18 protein-coding genes are annotated in these 18,080 nt (G+C 58.2%); 6 read left to right on the top strand and 12 right to left on the bottom strand.

The window, feature by feature from the left end:
• The 4 genes from PROAA_RS02835 to nifB form a co-directional block, all read right to left on the bottom strand.
• Nucleotides 1-450: FprA family A-type flavoprotein (locus PROAA_RS02835; RefSeq protein WP_186409879.1), on the bottom strand; the 450-nt coding region annotated here is incomplete at its 3' end.
• Entirely contained in the window at nt 428-931 is a 504-nt protein-coding gene (locus tag PROAA_RS02830; protein WP_186409878.1) for a thioredoxin domain-containing protein, read from the bottom strand. The genes PROAA_RS02835 and PROAA_RS02830, both read right to left, overlap by 23 nt.
• Nucleotides 931-1,209, bottom strand: a complete 279-nt coding sequence (locus tag PROAA_RS02825; protein WP_186409877.1) for a 4Fe-4S binding protein — start codon at nt 1,207-1,209, stop codon at nt 931-933. The genes PROAA_RS02830 and PROAA_RS02825 overlap by 1 nt, the downstream gene beginning before the upstream one ends.
• Before the next feature lie 29 nt (nt 1,210-1,238).
• The gene (gene nifB, locus PROAA_RS02820; protein ID WP_186409876.1) at nt 1,239-2,834 is read right to left on the bottom strand and encodes a nitrogenase cofactor biosynthesis protein NifB; all 1,596 of its coding nucleotides are present in this window, start codon (nt 2,832-2,834) and stop codon (nt 1,239-1,241) included.
• A 423-nt stretch (nt 2,835-3,257) separates the two neighbouring features.
• Here nifB and PROAA_RS02815 point away from each other — a divergent pair, with 423 nt between their 5' ends.
• From PROAA_RS02815 to cynS, 3 genes are all read left to right on the top strand, one after another.
• Complete coding sequence (locus tag PROAA_RS02815; RefSeq protein WP_186409875.1) at nt 3,258-4,067, top strand: formate/nitrite transporter family protein; 810 nt, start codon at nt 3,258-3,260, stop codon at nt 4,065-4,067.
• Between the two features lie 65 nt (nt 4,068-4,132).
• A complete protein-coding gene (locus PROAA_RS02810; RefSeq protein ID WP_186409874.1) occupies nt 4,133-5,869 on the top strand; it encodes a bifunctional protein-serine/threonine kinase/phosphatase in 1,737 nt (578 codons plus the stop codon).
• Nucleotides 5,870-5,970: 101 nt separating this feature from the next.
• Nucleotides 5,971-6,414 carry a cyanase gene (gene cynS / locus PROAA_RS02805; protein WP_186409873.1) on the top strand — a complete coding sequence of 148 codons (444 nt, stop codon included), beginning with the start codon at nt 5,971-5,973 and terminating at the stop codon, nt 6,412-6,414.
• A gap of 42 nt (nt 6,415-6,456) precedes the next feature.
• Here the strand turns inward: cynS and PROAA_RS02800 are convergent, their stop codons facing one another.
• From PROAA_RS02800 to nifL, 8 genes are all read right to left on the bottom strand, one after another.
• Nucleotides 6,457-7,428 carry a hypothetical protein gene (locus PROAA_RS02800; RefSeq protein ID WP_186409872.1) on the bottom strand — a complete coding sequence of 324 codons (972 nt, stop codon included), beginning with the start codon at nt 7,426-7,428 and terminating at the stop codon, nt 6,457-6,459.
• A 511-nt stretch (nt 7,429-7,939) separates the two neighbouring features.
• Nucleotides 7,940-9,232, bottom strand: coding sequence for an alpha-amylase family glycosyl hydrolase (locus PROAA_RS02795; protein ID WP_186409871.1), 1,293 nt, complete (start codon nt 9,230-9,232; stop codon nt 7,940-7,942).
• A 336-nt stretch (nt 9,233-9,568) separates the two neighbouring features.
• Nucleotides 9,569-10,696: a molybdenum ABC transporter ATP-binding protein gene (gene modC, locus PROAA_RS02790; protein ID WP_186409870.1), complete on the bottom strand. Its 1,128-nt coding sequence runs from the start codon at nt 10,694-10,696 to the stop codon at nt 9,569-9,571.
• The gene (modB, locus tag PROAA_RS02785; protein WP_186409869.1) at nt 10,693-11,367 is read right to left on the bottom strand and encodes a molybdate ABC transporter permease subunit; all 675 of its coding nucleotides are present in this window, start codon (nt 11,365-11,367) and stop codon (nt 10,693-10,695) included. The genes modC and modB overlap by 4 nt, the downstream gene beginning before the upstream one ends.
• A gap of 15 nt (nt 11,368-11,382) precedes the next feature.
• On the bottom strand, nt 11,383-12,153 hold the full coding sequence (modA, locus tag PROAA_RS02780) for a molybdate ABC transporter substrate-binding protein (protein WP_245664131.1): 771 nt from the start codon (nt 12,151-12,153) through the stop codon (nt 11,383-11,385).
• Nucleotides 12,154-12,206: 53 nt separating this feature from the next.
• Nucleotides 12,207-12,476: a nitrogen fixation protein NifZ gene (locus PROAA_RS02775; protein WP_186409867.1), complete on the bottom strand. Its 270-nt coding sequence runs from the start codon at nt 12,474-12,476 to the stop codon at nt 12,207-12,209.
• A gap of 52 nt (nt 12,477-12,528) precedes the next feature.
• On the bottom strand, nt 12,529-14,136 hold the full coding sequence (gene nifA / locus PROAA_RS02770) for a nif-specific transcriptional activator NifA (protein ID WP_186409866.1): 1,608 nt from the start codon (nt 14,134-14,136) through the stop codon (nt 12,529-12,531).
• An 18-nt stretch (nt 14,137-14,154) separates the two neighbouring features.
• Nucleotides 14,155-15,687 (bottom strand): nitrogen fixation negative regulator NifL, encoded by a 1,533-nt coding sequence (nifL, locus tag PROAA_RS02765; RefSeq protein WP_186409865.1) that lies wholly within the window; start codon nt 15,685-15,687, stop codon nt 14,155-14,157.
• A gap of 302 nt (nt 15,688-15,989) precedes the next feature.
• Between nifL and rsxA the strand changes: the two genes are divergently transcribed.
• From rsxA to rsxC, 3 genes are all read left to right on the top strand, one after another.
• Nucleotides 15,990-16,568 (top strand): electron transport complex subunit RsxA, encoded by a 579-nt coding sequence (rsxA, locus tag PROAA_RS02760; RefSeq protein ID WP_186409864.1) that lies wholly within the window; start codon nt 15,990-15,992, stop codon nt 16,566-16,568.
• Nucleotides 16,569-16,579: 11 nt separating this feature from the next.
• A complete protein-coding gene (locus PROAA_RS02755; RefSeq protein WP_186409863.1) occupies nt 16,580-17,107 on the top strand; it encodes an RnfABCDGE type electron transport complex subunit B in 528 nt (175 codons plus the stop codon).
• Nucleotides 17,108-17,121: 14 nt separating this feature from the next.
• The coding region (gene rsxC, locus PROAA_RS02750; RefSeq protein ID WP_186409862.1) for an electron transport complex subunit RsxC at nt 17,122-18,080 on the top strand (959 nt) is incomplete at its 3' end.

The raw sequence follows: 18,080 nt of genomic DNA, 5'->3' as shown, positions 1-18,080 counted from the left end.
AAAACGCAGCGTGCGGCCGCCGAGTTCGACGGTGTCGTCGGTGGTGACCGGCGTGTATTCCGGCGGTTCCTTGAAACTCGGCTTGAGTAGCGCCTTGAGCATCATCTGCGCGCGGCTGGACAGGTAGACGCGGGCCTGCGGCGCGCGGCGCAGCAATTCGGGCAGCGCACCGCTATGGTCCGGCTCCAGATGATTCAGGACGATGGTCGTGATTTCGGCGTAGTCGGCGATTGACTCCAGACGCCGGAAGAAGTCGTCGGAGAATTCTTCCTTGACCGTGTCGATTACCGCCACGCCGCTGTCGCCGCGCACGACGTACGCGTTGTAACTGGTGCCGTTGGCCGTCTTCAGAATGATGTCAAAGCTGCGCAGATGCGGGTCGAGGGCACCCACCCAGTGGACGCCCGGCGCGATTTCAACAGCGCGGTCAGTGAGCGCCGCAGCGGCCATGATTGGCTTCCTCTGCGCCGTCGCCGTCGGACGCAGCGTGGGCGGGGCTGAGGCCGGAAATGCGGCCATTGGAACCCCGCGCGCAGGATTGCACGTCGCCGACCGGAAAGCCGACATGGTTCAGTCCGATCCACGCGTCGACGATCACCGGGTCAAAGCCGACGCAGCGTTCAGTCGCCGTTCCCCTGATGATCTCCATCAGCGGGCGGCGGATCAATAGCGGATTGTCGAGCAGCAGATGCAGTGCCTGTTCGAAACCAAGATTATCCGGAACGATCTCGCCCGACTTGACTAGCGGCGCGCTGCGGTTGAACCATTCGCCGATCTCCAGATTCCCAAGAAAAGCCAGCAGACGGTCTGCGGACCAGGCTTCGGCGTTCAGGTCTCTTGCCTGGACGGTGTGGCCGGAAGCGGCAAGCAGCAGCTTCTGGCGAAGATTGCCCGAACAGCCTGGTTTTTCGTAGAAGGTCACAGTAGCCATCACGCGGCCACCTTATAGAGGCCCAGTTCGATCAGTTTTTCGAGCGGGATTCCGGTCAGCGAGCCGGCCGGATTGAGGAATTCGCCCATCTCGTTGACGATGGCCATCTCGATCGGGCAGATCGAGGCACACTGAGGATCGGCATGTTCGCCCGCGCATTCCGTGCATTTGCGCTTGTCGATCATGAAGTGCGTCGTCTCCAGGTAGATCGCGTCGGTCGGGCAGACATCGACGCAAGCCCAGCAATTGACGCAGGATTTGGTGATTTTCAGTGCCATGTCACGACTCCCGATGGATCGATTTCATTTCACGCCACCTTCCTGGGAGCAACCGCTTCTGCGAGTTTTTCAGCGAGCTTTCCTGAACTGGCCATCTCCTTGTACACGGCCATCACGGCGTCCTCGATCGGTTCCATCGCGTGTTCGCCGTTCGGCTGAATGCCGCTTGCCTCGAGCTTGCCCCAGGGCTCGTAGCCGATCTTTGAGCAGAGCACGACTTCGCAGCCCGCCAGTGTGGCGATGGTTCTGTCGAGCACCGATTCCGCTTCGGAAGCAGCGCTTGACGCTGATGCCGAAACCTCGTCGCCCTCGCCGCAGGATTCAAGGCCGTTGCAGTAAAGGCCGGTCTTGCGGTGGCTGATGAAGCGCACGCCGCCTGGTGAGGCTTCGTAGATGAGGAATTCGCGCGCGTGCCCGAAGTGTTCGCCAACGACGCCGTTCTTGCCGGCAACCGCCATCAATACCTTGCGCAGGCTTGGCAGGAGTTCTTCGGCGCTGTCGTCTTGCTCCGCCAGCGGTGGCGGCAGGGCACGTTCGGATTCGCGCTGCTGTTCCCGCTTTTCTTCCCGCTTCTGCTCCAACTGCTCGATGATCGAGTCGCGCACTTCCTTGCGTCGAACCATGGCCGTGGCATAGTCGGTTTCGTCAAGCTCAAGCAGATCGATCTTGTCCGTGGTGAATTCGGCGCCGCGATCTTCACCGAGCATGCCGACCGCATCGGCGCGACACTGACGGCAATGGCGCATCATCGCCATGTCGCCGGCGCAGGCATCCTGCAGTTCCTGGAGCTGCTCGGCGGTCGGGCTGGCTTGCCCCATCAGACCGTAGTACGTTCCGTGCTCGGCCTCGGCGATCAGCGGCATGACATTGTGCAGGAAGGCGCCCTTGGCCTTGACGATCTTCGAGACCTCCTTGAGATGCTGTTCGTTGACGCCCGGGATCAGCACAGAATTGACCTTGACCAGGATGCCGCGCTCGACCAGCATCTCCAGCCCCTTCTGCTGCTGCTCGATGAGGATTCTCGCGCCCTCGATGCCGCGTATGCGCTTGTTCTTCCAGAAGATCCACGGGTAGATCTTCGCGCCGACTTCCGGATCGACGCAGTTGATGGTTATGGTGACGTGATCGATGTTGTGCCTGGCGATCTCGTCAACGCATTGAGGCAGGCTGAGGCCATTGGTTGACAGGCAGAGCTTGATGTCCGGGGCATGCTCGGAGAGCTGTCGAAACGTTTCGAATGTACGGCTCGGATTGGCCAGCGGGTCGCCCGGCCCGGCGATGCCGAGCACCGTCATCTGCGGGATCTTCGCCGCAACGGCGAGCACTTTTCTGATCGCCTGATCCGGCGAAAGCAGCTCTGAAACAACGCCGGGCCGCGATTCATTGGCGCAGTCGTATTTGCGATTGCAGTAGTTGCACTGGATATTGCACGCGGGAGCCACCGCCACATGCATGCGGGCGAAATAGTGGTGCGCTTCCTCCGAATAGCAGGGGTGATCCTGAACCTTGGCGCGGATGTGCTCCGGCAGATGACCCAGGGCATCGGGGGCCGTGCCGCAACCGGCGGACGCGCAGCCTCCATCGCCTGGGTTCGGCGAAGCATTGCTGATTACGGGTAGTTCCACGATAAGACTCCTCGAATGCCGTTACTGCTCTTCAGCAATCGTTGTGCCAGAGTAAGAACTACCGCTAAAACAGAGTGTTGGAAAAATGCTGCGGGCCGTCTTGTCGACGCTTTGTCGCAAAACTTACAGGCGGTTTGTTGGTGTTCCGGAATCGTTCAATCGTACCGCTCCTTGCGGAAGGGCCGCGCTTTTGCACCAACAAGAAATCTGTCGCTACAAGTTGGTGCGTCGTTTCAAATCCAGCTCCAGATTATCAGGACCTGGTCAGCTTTCACAATCAGAAAAAAGCTTATAAACAATGTGTTAATAGCTAATGCATGTCATGGCGCGCTGTTTGCTTAGTGTACGAGCAATTGGCCATGCAGCACGCGTTGTTTGCCAATCTCTTTGCTGGATTAATCGCGTATTTAGGAAGGAAATATTATGGCGTATTTGGTGCCTTCAGAATTTGTGACGAAGATGGTGGATGCGGGTGAATCCAAGATATTCATGTCCACCCGGGACACCGTGATCAGGGCGTATATGGCCGGGGCCATCCTGGCATTGGCGGCTGTATTTGCTGTAACGATCAATGTCCAGACCGGCCAGCCGTTGCTGGGTGCTGTTTTGTTTCCCGTTGGTTTTTGCATGCTGTATTTGCTGGGTTTTGACCTATTGACCGGAGTGTTTGTCTTAGCGCCGCTCGCATTGATTGACAAGCGACCCGGTGTGACCATCGGTGGCGTGCTTCGGAACTGGGGATTGGTATTCGTAGGCAATTTTGCCGGCGCACTTACCGTTGCCACTCTAATGGCAGTGATCTTTACCTATGGTTTTTCGACCGAGCCCAATGCAGTGGGACAAGCCATCGGACATATTGGTGAAGGCCGTACGCTGGGATACGCGAAGTATGGCGCCGCAGGTATGCTGACCCTGTTTGTCAGAGGCATGCTTTGCAACTGGATGGTGTCGACCGGTGTGGTTGGTGCCATGATTTCCACGACTGTCAGTGGTAAGGTGATCGCCATGTGGATGCCGATCATGGTCTTCTTCTATATGACCTTCGAGCATTCCGTGGTCAACATGTTCCTTTTTCCGTCCGGTCTGATGCTGGGCGGAAATTTTTCGCTCATGGACTATTTGATCTGGAATGAGATTCCGACTGTACTAGGCAATCTGGTCGGTGGTCTCGCCTTTACAGGATTGACTTTGTATACCACGCATATCAAGACGGGACCGAAACGCTCCGTCTAGCAATCTGCGTCAAAACAGGAGAGCCCCATTCCCGCAAAGGATCCGGGGCTCTTTTGGCATAGGCGATGACCCAACAACTAAAAATATCCATCGGGCAATATTCTGACAAGGGCCGCAAGGAAACCAATCAGGATTTTCACGGAATCTGCGTGCCGACAGAGCCGCAACTCAGCTCGAAAGGTATCGCCATTGCTGTGGCAGATGGAATCAGCAGCAGTGAAGTCAGCCACATCGCCAGTCAGTCCGCGGTCACGGGTTTTTTGGAAGACTACTACTGCACTTCGGAATCCTGGTCGGTAAAGACCTCGGCAGAGCGGGTGCTGGTCGCAACAAATTCATGGCTACATGCCCAGACCCAGCAAAGCCAGTACCGCTACGATAAAGACCGCGGCTATGTGTGCACGTTGAGCGTCATGGTCATCAAGTCAACGACTGCCCATATATTCCATGTCGGTGATTCGAGGGTGTATCAGTTGCGTGACGGTGCACTCGATCAATTGACTGACGATCATCGGGTTTGGGTCTCGCCTGATCAAAGCTATCTCAGTCACGCTTTGGGTATCAATCCTCAACTTGAGATTGACTATCAGACCTTGCCGGTTGAGAAGGGCGATGTTTTTGTTTTCTCGACTGATGGTGTCCATGAGCATGCGGACCCAAATTTCATAATTTCCGCAATCCAAAGCAGTGAAGGCGATCTCGATCAGGTTGCGAAGACGATAGTCGAGGAGGCTTATCGGAAGGGGAGCGCAGACAATCTCACGATTCAGATCGTCAGAGTCGAGGAAGTGCCCAGTCCCGAGGCGAACGAGATTTATCGGCAAGTCTCCGAACTGCCATTTGCCCCACTTCTGGAAGCAAGGATGAATTTCGATGGCTACCAGATCGTCAGGGAGTTGCATGCCAGCAGTCGGAGTCATATCTATCTGGCTGTGGATGGAGATACGAATCAAACAGTCGTCATCAAAACACCATCCATAGACCTCCAGGGAGACCCTGCCTATCTGGAGCGGTTTCTGATGGAAGAGTGGATCGCGCGACGCATAAATAGCGCGCACGTCTTGAAGCCATGTTTGCAGACCAGAAAGCGCCACTATATTTACGTCGCCACGGAATTCGTAGATGGCCAGACCCTGGCGCAATGGATGATCGATAACCCGAAACCTGATCTGGAAACAGTACGGGGCATCGTGGATCAGATCGCCAAAGGGCTGCAGGCATTCCACCGATTGGAAATGCTGCATCAGGATCTGAAGCCGGACAACATCATGATCGATGGTACCGGCACGGTTAAGATCATCGATTTCGGTGCGACGCGCGTAGCTGGCATGATGGAGGTATCAACGCCCATCGAGCAAATCAATCTGCTGGGCGCTGCTCAATATGCAGCGCCGGAATACTTTCTGGGCGAAAACGGAACTTCGTGCTCGGATATATTTTCCCTGGGAGTCATTGCCTATCAAATGCTATCCGGGAAGTTGCCGTATGGGGCTGAAGTTCCAAAATCCAGGACAAGGGCCGCCCAAAGGAAACTGGAATATAAATCAGTGCTGAGTGACGACCGTGAAATCCCGGCCTGGATCGATGAAGCAATCATGAAAGCGGTGCATCCCGATCCGCGCAAGCGCTACGACGAATTGTCCGAATTCGTTTTCGATCTGCATCACCCGAACAGCGCATTTCTGAGCAAGACCCGCCCGCCGCTCATTGAGCGCAACCCGGTGATTTTCTGGAAAGTCGTTTCGTTTGTCCTGATGATCGCAATCATTGTGGTGTTGGGAATGAAATCGACCGTTGAATAGCTGGTCCGGGTATTGCGATGATGCATTCAGCAATGTTGCGGCACTGCATTCCGCGCACGGCGGAGAAGATTTTCCAACTGAATAGCAAAAGGAGAGAACACATGAACCGAAATGAAGTTACAGAAATGATCGTCGCTGCCAAGATTCAAAAGGGAATCAAGTGGGCCGACGTTGCCGAAAAAATCGAGCTTTCCAAGGAGTGGGTCACAGCAGGCTGCCTTGGCCAGATGACGTTCAATGCCACTCAGGCCGGGCTGCTGGGTGAAATTTTCGCGCTTCCCAGCGAAGCGGTTGCTTTGCTTCAGTCCGTTCCTTACAAAGGATCGCTTCCGACTGCGATCCCCGCCGACCCATTGATATATCGTTTCTATGAACTGATCAATGTCTATGGCAGTACGCTAAAGGAGCTGATCCATGAAGAGTTCGGTGACGGCATCATGTCGGCTATCGACTTCAATATGGATGTGAAGCGTGAAGCCAATCCCATGGGCGACCGTGTCAGCATTACCATGTCCGGCAAATTCCTGCCCTACAAGTCCTACTGACAGGCGCCGTACTCCCGTCGCTTCCGCGGAGCCAGGGCCAGCTCATGCTGGCAGTGGCGCCCGGGTCAGTGGCGCCTCGCCGGTCGCCCAGAAACGTTCGCAGAATTCGATATATTCGCGAGTGCTTTTTGGCATGGGCGTGCGGGCCCGGGTAATGTAAAAAATCAGATTGCGGCCATTGCGGATCAACTGCAGTACATCCGAAATGCTGTGCTTGTTCGCACCCTCGCCGGACGCGAGAGCTTGTGGTTGTGGCACAAAGTTCGCAAGCCGCTCGGCAGATGTCACGAGATTGGCCCAGACGTCGAAAATGTCCGGATCGGTACGTAGTGTTTCGGTTTTTATCTTGGCCGCATCGACAAAATTGTGAATCGGCGAAGCGATGTTTTCAAAACCAGGAATCCGGGAGAAATTTTCGCGCATCGCCTCGGCGATGCGGTCAATGTCGCGCATGCTCTGCCCGATCTTGATGTAGCGGCTTTCGTAAAAGTCTTCCAACGGAATCGAGAAGGCGCGGAAAGGCTCGCCCCATAGCTCGTCGATGCCTTCCTCGCCGCTGCGGTGTAAGACGAAATGGCCTAGTTCCATGGCGTCGAGCAGACATTGGCCGCATTCACGCATCAATGCGTCGTCACTGTGGATTTCGACGCCATCGGACTGCAACTCAACCAGCCTGCGAAATATGTCGGTGGCCCGGTTGAACAATGCACCGGCCAGCATCGCTGCCTTGACCCGGCGCCGCGGTGGATCGGTTTCCGCCAGATAACTCCGCTGCGCATCGGCCAAGCGGGTGCCAGGGATGTTGAGGCCGTGCTCGGTATGGTTGAACAGGCGTCGGGTCAGCGCTTCGATCAGCCGTTTCTTGGCCTCCAGCGTATCGCCGGGGACGAGATACGTCTTGATCCAGTAGTTACTGTAAAGAACCCGCTCCTGTCCGGCGATGATGCGCCGCGTGCCTTCGGGAGGCAGATCGTCGTTCAACGGGTTGTGTTCAAAGGCAAGGACGTTGGTCATGGTAAGCCACTATTTTTAGGAAACACACAATAAATAAAGCAAGAAGCATGCGGGATTTTGCCGACTTTTGCGATTTCACCAAGGCACTGAAATGACGTGGAATAGGCGTGGAATGCCGCGTCTGCCTGTTGATCGCAAGAGTGCTTCCCGCCCGCTTCTGGTGCGCTACGCCGTGATCGAGTGCGTGATTAGAGTACGCACGCATTTTGTGCCCCAAAACCACCAGTCAAAACGCTTATGGCTTGGGCGGTCAGTGGTGATCGATGGTTGGTGGATGCTCGCGTCGCCGCGCCGTTCAGGCCGAATTGCTCCTGGTAGGCGCAATATCCCGTCCCGCCTCTCGTGCCAGTGCGGCGATCAGGACATCATGATCAAGGCATGGCGCACCCGTTTGCGCCGGTAAGAGTTTCTGTTCCCAGTAATCGGCACGGCGGGAACGGGAGCGGTCTTTGCTGAGAAGCCGCAGCTCTCCGCGATGTCGGATTTGCGTTGGGCGTGAATCGTTGTTGTCTCAGTCTGCTGTGAACAGGCGAATGGCTAAAGGTGGCAGGGTGATCCAGTCGGAGTTTGTCGGGCCGGGCAGCAGTTCCCGCATCTGCTGTGGTGAGCAACCCAGGATTTTGGCCGCATCGGCGGTGCTGAAGCGGCTTTCCGTATTGGCGTCCGGATTGATCAGAGTCAGCACGCTTGCGGTGCGCTCGCCACGTCTGATCAGCGCAGCGACAGGGTCGTCCGCACCGGACAGGAGTTCCTGTGGGCCCTCCTCATTGAGCACTGGGGTGGTTGCCTTCATGGCATTGACCTCGCCGATGAACCGGCTCAGGTCGAAACTTGGCGTTTCCCAGTCCTCCGGGCGAGTAGTCACCACATTGAGTTTGCGACGAAAGCCGTATTCGTAGCCCATGGTCAACATCAAACCGCTGGAAAAGGCCGCCGCGAACAGGTATCTCAGGCGGGAAACACGCTCGTCACCGCCGTTCTCCTCGGCCAGGCGTTCGGTGTCGTGGCTTTCGGGGAAGGCGATGGAGGGGGCGATGGCACGAAATAGAGCGTACTGCTTCATGAGCCAATCGGCACGGAAATCCCACCACTTGCTGGAATTGAACAGGTAGTCAAAGCCGGCTGCCTTGAGTTGCAGTACCTCCTTCGGCTGGCAGCCCAGCGTTTCCGCGAAGAACATTGCATCCGGATTGCTGTCTCGGGCTACCGCGATGATTGGCGCCCAAACGTCGCCCGGAATTTTATAGGCCGCGTCGCCACGGAAACCGTCGAAGCCCAGTCTTACGTAGTGACGAACGAGCTCCTGCCAATAACTGACCAGTCCCTCGCGGTCTGGCGTGTTTTCGAAGTCAATATCGGCCAGATCGCCCCAGACGGTACGCTTTGCGACGTTGTCCACGTCGTCGGGATCGACGGCGAAGGGGGAGCGCAAACTGCCATCCGGCTCATGCGCGAACCATTCCGGGTGCGCTTCCGCCAGCAAGGAATCCTTTGACGTATGGTTAATCACCAAATCCATCATCACCCGCAGACCATGGCCGTGAGCAGCGCTAATGAAACGACCGAGGAGGGTAGACGCTTCTTCCTGGCTACCACCCTGAAAGAGGGGGTGCAGGCGATAGTAGTCCTTGACGGCGTAGAGGCTTCCCGAAAAACCCGGGTAATGGAATGGGTTGATGAAGACCCAGTTGAAACCCATGCTGGCGATACGGGGCAGGTGCGACTCCCAATTCTCGGTGCTGCCTGCCAGAAGGGGAAAAAGGTTGTAAATCCTCGGTGCGTCGCTCGTGTTTTGATGTGGCATAGGGTCCGATGGGTGGGTATGAATCGGCAACCGAAAACGCCGCATTACTGGCGACTTGATCAGTTTCCATTCGGTTGGTCTGGTGGGGCACGGAGCGATTCAGAACCTGTCCGGGCGGATGGTCAGGTGCGGACTGAAAGAAACCGGTACCGTGTGCGAATACGACAGAATGAAGGATAGGAAATTCAACGACCTCCCGCGAAGTATCCCTGCACCTTCCGCCCATTGTCAACCTTGATTTCCCGCCCGTTTTTCAGCCAGCTTCGTCCGATCTATCCTGAAATCCGTGTCTGTTACCCTGAAAACAGGTGCAGTTCTTAGTCGTCGGAAACCTGATCAACCCAGCAATGCCACGGACTTGATTTGTGCCGTCAGGGTGAGTCCTGGGCGTATATCGAGCTTCTCCGCCGACCGTCGGGTGATGCGCGCGAGCAGGGGGTCGTCGGCGACATCGAGACGAACCAGCACATGGCCCGGCGTATTGGTCTGCGCCAGATCGACGACCCTGGCAGACACCGAGTTGAGAATGCTCGTGTGCTGCTGCGGTTTCAGCGCCAGGCTGACGTCGCGCGCATGGACGCGGCAGCGCAGTACCGTACCGACCGGCTCCGGCCGCCGCGAAATATAGATGCGGCCACCGGAGAATTCGAGGCGGGTCAGATCGTCCGCTTCGTGCCCGGCAACGTAGCCTTTGATCACCACCCCCGCATCATCGGCGAAGGCATCCGGCAGGTCGATGCGGCTGAGCACCTGATTGAGCGGGCCGCTGGCCACCACGTGTCCCTGCTCAAGCAACACCAGATGATCAGCCAGTCGCGCCACTTCATCCGGCGCGTGACTGACGTAGACGATCGGCATCGAGAGCTCCTCTCGCAGCCGCTCCAGGTAGGGAAGGATTTCGAGCTTGCGCTTCATGTCCAGCGCCGCAAGCGGTTCGTCCATCAGCAGGATCTTCGGCGAACTGAGCAATGCGCGGGCAATCGTCACGCGTTGGCGTTCGCCGCCGGAAAGCTGGTCGGTGGAGCGGTCGAGAAGATGCGTGATGCCAAGCAGTTCGGCAACTTCGGGCAGGACAAAGCGGTGCTCACCACCCAGGGCACGTCTTTGGACACGTTTTTGCCCGAATTCCATGTTGCCGCGAACGGAAAGGTGTGAAAACAGGCTGGCGTCTTGAAATACCATCCCCAGCTCACGCTGGTGCGGCGGTACGAATCGATTCTTCGCTTCGTCCTGCCAGACGTCATCGCCGATGGCGAAATAGCCGCCCGGTGCGCGCTCCAGCCCGGCCATCGCTCGCAGGCAGGTCGTCTTTCCCGAACCGGAGTGGCCGAATAGTGCGCTGACGTCGTAGCCTGGCAGGCACACGTCGACGTCCAGCTTGAACGTGCCGCGCTCGACGCAGAATCTGGCCCGAATTTTCTTGTCGGCCTTGTTGGCTTCCTTGACTTTGTTCGCGTGTTTCATCGGGACCGTCGCCGCGCCGGATTGAAGCTGTACAGCGCCAGCAGCACGGCAAAGCTGAACAGTGCCATGGCACCCGCCAGCCAGTGGGCCTGGGCGTATTCGAACGCTTCGACGCGGTCATAGATCTGGACCGAAACGACGCGGGTCTGGTCGGGGATGTTGCCGCCGATCATCAGCACGATGCCGAATTCGCCAACCGTGTGCGCAAAGCCAAGGATCGCGCCGCTTATGAAACCTGGTCGTGCCAGAGGAACGGCCACCGACCAGAAGGCGTCCCAGGGGCTGGCGCGCAGCGTGGCGGCAACTTCCAGCGGGCGATTGCCGATGGCTTCGAAGGCATTCTGTATCGGCTGCACGACAAAAGGCAGCGAGTAGAACACCGAGGCGATGACCAGGCCGGGAAAGGTGAAGGGTAGCAGGCCCAGGCCGAGCGACTGTGTCAGATGCCCGACCGGACCATTCGGCCCCATCGCAACGAGCAGGTAGAAGCCGATGACGGTCGGCGGCAGAACCAGCGGCAGGGCGACGATTGCTCCGATTGCGCCCTTCCAGGCCGAATTCGTACGTGCCAGCCACCAGGCGATCGGTGTACCGATGACAAGCAGGAGCACGGTGACCACGGTGGCCAGTTTCAAGGTCAGCCAGACGGCGGAAAGATCAGAACTATCCATGGGCGATTGCCTATTTCATAGATCGTAGCCATACGATTTGATGATGCTCCTGGCCTTGTCACCCTTCATGTAGCCGAGCAGGGCGCTGGCCGCCGGATTGTTGCGGCCATGATTGAGCAGCACGGCATCCTGGCGGAGCGCTGCGTGCATTTCGGGCGGAATGACCCAGGCCGAGCCCTTGGTGGCGAGCTTGCCGTCTTTCCAGATTTGCGAGAGAGCGATAAACGCGACTTCCGCATTGCCGCTCGCCGCGAATTGGTAGACCTGAGAAACATTCTCCGCAAGTACGAATTTCGCCTGCAAGGTGGCCTCAACGCCGAGCTGTTGCATGATTCCGATAGCGGCAGCGCCGTAGGGCGAAAACTTGGGATTGGGTAGCGCAAGGTGGCGGAATTCGCCTTTTTTCAGTACCTCGCCCTGGCTATCGACTTTGTCCTTCTTTGCGGACCACAGGGCAAGGCGGCCGAAGGCATAGGTGAAGCGGCTGCCACTGACAGCGTAAGAGTCCTGCTCCAGTCGAGCCGGCGTTTCAACGTCGGCTGCAAGAAACACGTCGAATGGCGCACCATTGGCGACCTGCGCGAAGAACTTGCCGGTGGAGCCGATGGACAAACTGGCCCTGTGGCCCGTGTCACGTTCGAATTCGGCAGCGATTTTCTGCATGGGTGCCGTGAAATTGGCGGCAACGGCCACCTGCACCACGTCGGCCCGCAATGGCGACGTGCACAAGAGCGCGAGTAGAAATAATACGCACGGCAACATTCTGCGTCTGGCTGGTCGGATCATGGTCATGTTCATGTCAGTGGCTTGGGTTGGTTTTAAGGTGTTCACGAGTTGCCCTATGCAGGCACGGACTCGTTCTGGGTCAAGTCCTCGGGCAGGCAGCCGACCGGGTCGCCAAGCGTCTTGTCCGGGCCATTTTCAAACCGCACCAGATAGATTGCCTGACGCTTGTCCAGCTCGGCCACGCCAGAATTCACAACGACGCCGCGCGTACCCGCGGGGGCGATCAAACCTTCCGTTTCCTCGACACCCGGCATGCCACCGTCGTTGAGAATATCGTCGGCGGCATACACCATGTCGCCAATCTCGTATGCAGTGTGGATCATGAGTTCCTCCTTTCGTCAAAAAAGCCTGCTTGCCGATTCTGTCGGCCGTCTACTAAAACTGCTTTACTTCGATGTTCAAAGTCTGGATCCGATAGGCAATCTGGCGCGGCGTCATGCCAAGAATGCGGGCGGCTTTGGCCTGCACCCAGCCGGCCTGTTCGAGAGCGGCAATCACCCGTTCCTTCTCTGACAGATCAGGATCGTCGATATCGAATTCGGAGTTCGAGCTGCTACCCATGCCGGTCGCGGCAGATGGCAGACTGCGTAGCGGGCGGTGCGTCGTGCGTTCTCTGGTGCTGGGGAAGCGGATCAGGTCGACATCGAGCTGGCCGTCTTCGGCCAGCACGGCGGCACGTTCGAGGCAATTTTCCAGTTCGCGCACATTGCCCGGCCAGGAGTGGCTGACCAACCGGCGCTGGGCCATGTCGGTCAGGTTCAGTTTGCGCTTCTGCCTGCTTCCGATCTTGCCGAGCAGATGGCGGGCAATTTCGGGGATGTCTTCGATGCGTTCGCGCAGCGGCGGCAGGAACAATGGCATGACATTGAGCCTGTAGAACAGATCTTCGCGAAAATCGCCCATCTCGACGGCGGTTTCGAGATCGCGGTGAGTGGCGGCGATGAAACGCACGTCAACCTTGATTGTCCGGTTGCCGCCAACGCGCTCGAATTCGCCTTCCTGCAATATGCGCAGCAACTTGGCCTGGAAAGCCGACGAGACGTCGCCGATTTCATCGAGGAATAGGGTGCCGCCATGCGCCTGTTCGAAACGCCCCTTGCGCGCTTCCACGGCGCCGGTGAAGGCGCCGCGTTCGTGGCCGAAGAGTTCGGATTCGAGCAGGTTTTCCGGCAGTGCAGCGCAGTTGAGTTTGACCATCGTATTGCGCGCTCGTGCCGAATTGTAGTGAATGGCATTGGCGATCAGTTCCTTGCCGGTGCCGGTTTCCCCGCGGATGAGCACGGTGGTGTCCCATTTGGCAACCAGACGCGCCTGGTCGAAAACACGGCGCATCGTCGCCGAGCGGCCGACCATGCTGTCGAAACCGAACTGGTGGCGGACGGTACGCCTGAGCAGGTCCCGTTCCTGGACCAGGGTCGATTTTTCCTGTTCCACTTCCAGCGACAAGCGCAGGCTCTGGCCGATCAGGTTGGCCACCATTTCGACAAATTGCGTACGTTCCTCCAGCAGTCCATCGTCCGGCGATCCCGGTTGTACGGCGAGAATACCTTGCAGGTTGCCGCCGACCCGGATCGGCGCGGCAATGAAGGGGAGCTCCTGCTGGTAAATGTCGAGGCGGTTGAGGAAGCGCGGCTCATCGGCGATGCGCGAGAGCATCACGGTTCGCGGTTTTTCAAGCATCAGGCCGAGGATGCCCTCACCAGGCTGATACTGCACATTGCCGATGACAGCCGGGTGATGGAGTACATGCGCTGTAAGGTTGCCCGTAGGCTGGTCGACAACACTGATCAGGCCGCAGGTCAGTCCCGCCTCGTCGTGCAGGATACGCAGCACGTCGCGCAGGCTTTCGTTGAAGGCCAGCGATCGGCTCAGAACACGGCTGACCGCATAGAGTGCCGCGAGCAGCATGATGTTCAGCTCGTGCGTACGGCAATAGCCGCAGTTGGGCATCGCGTCGGCCGAGGGGAGGGTAAGTTCGGACATGCCGTTCTCAGTCGTGGCTCAGATCGGGTCGCCGTCCAGCCGAAATTCAACGATGACCCGACAACCGCCGCTCTTGCTTGCTTCGAGGTCGATGATGCCGCCATGGTCGGCGACGACCTGCTGGGCGCGGCAAAGCCCGGTGCCGATGTGATGGCCGGTGCCGTTCTTGTCGGTGACGAAGGGCTCGAATGCCTTGTGTCGCCTTTCGGACGGAATTCCGGGGCCGCTGTCGCTGATGGTGATCACGATGCACTGGTCGTCGACTGCGCTGGAAAGACTCAGCTCGCGTTGTTTCCAGCCCTTGATGTTCATCGCCTCGATGGCGTTGTCGACCAGCGCCTTGAACAACATGCAAAGTTGCAGTGGGCGGCCGATGATGGGCGGCAGCGTTATCGCCGGTTTCCAATCGACCACGATGCCGGCGCCGAGCAGGCGTTGCGTGCTGATTTCAAGCACATCGCGCAGTATTTCATTGAGATTGGTACGCACCTCGATCTCTTGCGCGTGATGCGGAATGACCTGGCGCAGCAATTCCAGATGTTCCCGGCTTGCCGCCAATGCGCGGTCCAGGGCTTCCGCGCTGAGCGGGTCGCGTCGATACAGCACCGAGACGGCCGAAGCCATCACGTTCATCGGTTCTTCCAGCCGGAAAATAGCGGCCGAGAGGCCCTCCCGGATAGCCGAAGTTCTTTCCTCGTCGGCCAGAACAGCCTGCATGACGGCCGCGCGGGAGCGCTCCTGCTCTTCGCGCAGCGAGCTGACATCGGAGATCGCCAGCAGCAGACCGCGCTGTTGAACGATATTGAAGCAGTTTTCTTCGTCGTCGCTGTGAATCTCGATCACCGAGGCGCTGACCGATAGCCAGCGCGGACGGCCACCGACTCGATCAATACGTGCCTCGCGGCGGGCGAAAACGCATCGCTCGGGTTCTTTGACCAGCGCGTCGTGCCACAGCGGCAACAGGCTGTCCAGCAGGGTATGGGCAGGTTCCTTGACTTGCAGATCGCTGAGCAGTTTCTTGTATTCCTGGTTGTCGAGAATGACGCGGCCAGTCTGGTCGAGCAGGGCAAACGCAATCGGCGCCGAATCGACAACCGATTCGATCAGGACCTTCTGATTGCGGACCATGCGCTCAAGGCGATGCAGCTCGGTAACGTCGCGGTGCATGCCAAGAAAATGTGTCGTGTTTCCCTGGCTATTGACGACGGGCGAAATGGTCAGCTCGGCCAAGTAGAGTTCGCCGTTCTTTTTGCGGTTAAGCAGCTTGCCGGACCATGGCCGTTGCGCCGCCAGATCGTCCCACATCGACTGGTACAGCCTTGGGGGGGTTTGCTGCTCAGCGGCGAGGATCGACTCGTTCTTGCCGATGATTTCCTCCGCGTCATAGCCGGTGACGCGGGCAAAGGCTTCGTTGGCGAACAGGATGTTGGCTTTGATGTCGGTGATCGAGATGGCGAGATCGGCCTGGTCCACCGCCTGGCGATAGATTTCAGGCGGCAGCTCGGGTTTCTGTTTTACAGAGGATAACTTTGGGCGCGTCAAGGCGGACATGGCATTGCTCCTGAAAGCACGGGACTAGTTTTTGATCGGCATTTCTACCTCCTCTCAAGCAGCTTCCGTGCCGATCAAGAAAACGAGCCGGCTGGGTGCGCTGACGGCCTTGAAAAACAACACTGACGGGGTAATTGCGACGAAATCCCTGTCGGGTTTGCAACATTGGATAGCCCTTTGTTTTTCCCCAAGCTGGTGCATTTCCAGCAAATGCTTGGATCGATAGGGGTTTGCAAGCGGCCGATGGCTATGGCACGGGTCGTGCAAAGAAGAACTCATGAAACAACCGTAAAACGATAGCCATGAGCGAATTCCTACTCCTACTGCTGTCCACCGCACTGGTCAATAACGTGGTGCTGATCAAGTTTCTCGGCCTGTGCCCGGTCATGGGCGTGTCGAAGAGCGTCGATAGCGCCTTCGGCATGGGCTTGGCCACAACCTTCGTGATCACGCTGGCGACCGGCGCCTCGTGGATGCTCGACAACTGGCTGCTGACACCGTTCGGCCTCGGCTACCTTCGCATTCTGACCTTCATTTTGGTCATTGCGGCGGTCGTGCAATTCACCGAAATGTTCGTCAGAAAGACCAGCCCCGGCCTGTACCAGTCTCTCGGAATCTACCTGCCGTTGATCTCCACCAACTGCGCGGTGCTTGGCGTGGCGTTGATCAACGTCGTACAGAAGTTCAGCCTGTTCAAGAGCCTTCTCTACGGCTTTGGTTCGGCTCTCGGCTTCACTCTTGTGTTGATGATCTTTGCCGGCCTGCGCGAACGCGTTGCGCTGGCTCGTGTACCCGTTGCCTTTGCCGGTGCTCCGATTGCCCTGGTCACCATCAGTCTGCTGGCCATGGCCTTCATGGGCTTCTCGGGTCTGCAAGTTTAGGGGTAATAACTATGATTGCCGCCATTCTCATCATGACAATGCTGGGCGCCATGCTGGGCATCATCCTTGGCGTCTCCAACCGTCTGCTGCGGGTCGAAACCAACCCGATGGTCGACGAACTGACTGCGCTGTTGCCCGGCTCCAACTGTGGCCAATGCGGCTTTGCCGGATGCGCCGGTGCGGCGAAGGCGATGGCCGACGGTTCCGCATTGCCGACCATTTGCCCGCCGGGGGGCAAGGCGCTGGTCAAGGTGATTGCCGTTCGGCTGGGAGTTACCGTCGATGTATCGGGACTTTCCGATGACGGACCGCAGATCGCAACGGTGTCCGAAGAGTTGTGCATTGGCTGCTGCCGCTGCCTCAAGGTTTGTCCGACCGACGCAATTCTCGGTGCCTCCAAGCAGATTCACAATGTGCTGCGCGAAGCGTGCACCGGTTGCGGCAGTTGCATCGAAAAGTGTCCGACCGAGGCGCTGCTCATGAAGCCGACGCCGATCACCCTGCAACACTGGGTCATGCCCAAACCATTGGCTGCCTGAGAGGTGAGAACGTCATGGGACTCATGAAATCGTTCGAGCGCCTTCTCGGGCACGACTGGGGCGTCCATCCGGCCGACCACAAACGTCCGGCTGCCGACCAGCCTGTGCGCAAATTGCCGTTGCCGCCGCGTGTGCACCTGATGCTTCAGCAGCACGTTGGCGCGGCGGCACGGCCCATTGTGCTGGTCGGTCAGAAGGTAAAGAAAGGCGAGCTGATTGCCGCTGCCCAAGGCAACATTTCGGCGCCGCTGCATGCTTCGACCTCCGGAACAATCACGGCGATTGGCGAAATCACCGCGCCGCATTCCTCGGGCTTGCCGGGCATGGCTATTTCGATCGACTCGGACGGCGAAGACGCCTGGATGGAAACCGATGTCCCGGACAGTCCATTCACCTTGTCACCCGCGGATATCGCCGAACGCGTGGCCCAAGCCGGAATCGTCGGGCTCGGCGGCGCCACATTCCCGTCGTCGGTAAAACTGAACCTCGGTCGGCGGTCCGGCATCGACACGCTGATCGTCAACGGTAGCGAGTGCGAGCCGTACCTGTCGTGCGATGACCGGCTGATGCGGGACAAGGCCGACGATATCGTTTCCGGTATCCGGCTGATGCTGATTTCAACGGGGGCCAAGGTCGCCAAAGTCGGAATCGAGGATAACAAGCCCGAAGCCATTGCGACGATGCAGAAGGCGGTTGCCGGATTCGCTGAAATTGTTGTGGTGCCGGTGCCTGCCCGTTACCCGATGGGCTCGGATCGCCAGTTGATCATCGAGCTGAGTGGCCGCGAGGTGCCTTCCGATGCGCGGGCGGCCGATGTCGGAGTGATCGTCCACAACGTCGGCACGGCCTACGCCGTACAGCAGGCCGTTTGCCTCGGCAGGCCACTGATCGGTCGGCTGATGACCCTGAATGGCGGCGCGGCAGCCACTCCCGGAAACTACGAGGTGCTGTTCGGAACGCTGATCAGCGACCT

It is taken from the genome of Candidatus Propionivibrio aalborgensis, assembly GCF_900089945.1.
GTDB classification, from domain to species: domain Bacteria; phylum Pseudomonadota; class Gammaproteobacteria; order Burkholderiales; family Rhodocyclaceae; genus Propionivibrio; species Propionivibrio aalborgensis.
This window is presented reverse-complemented; position numbering and strand designations above follow the sequence as displayed.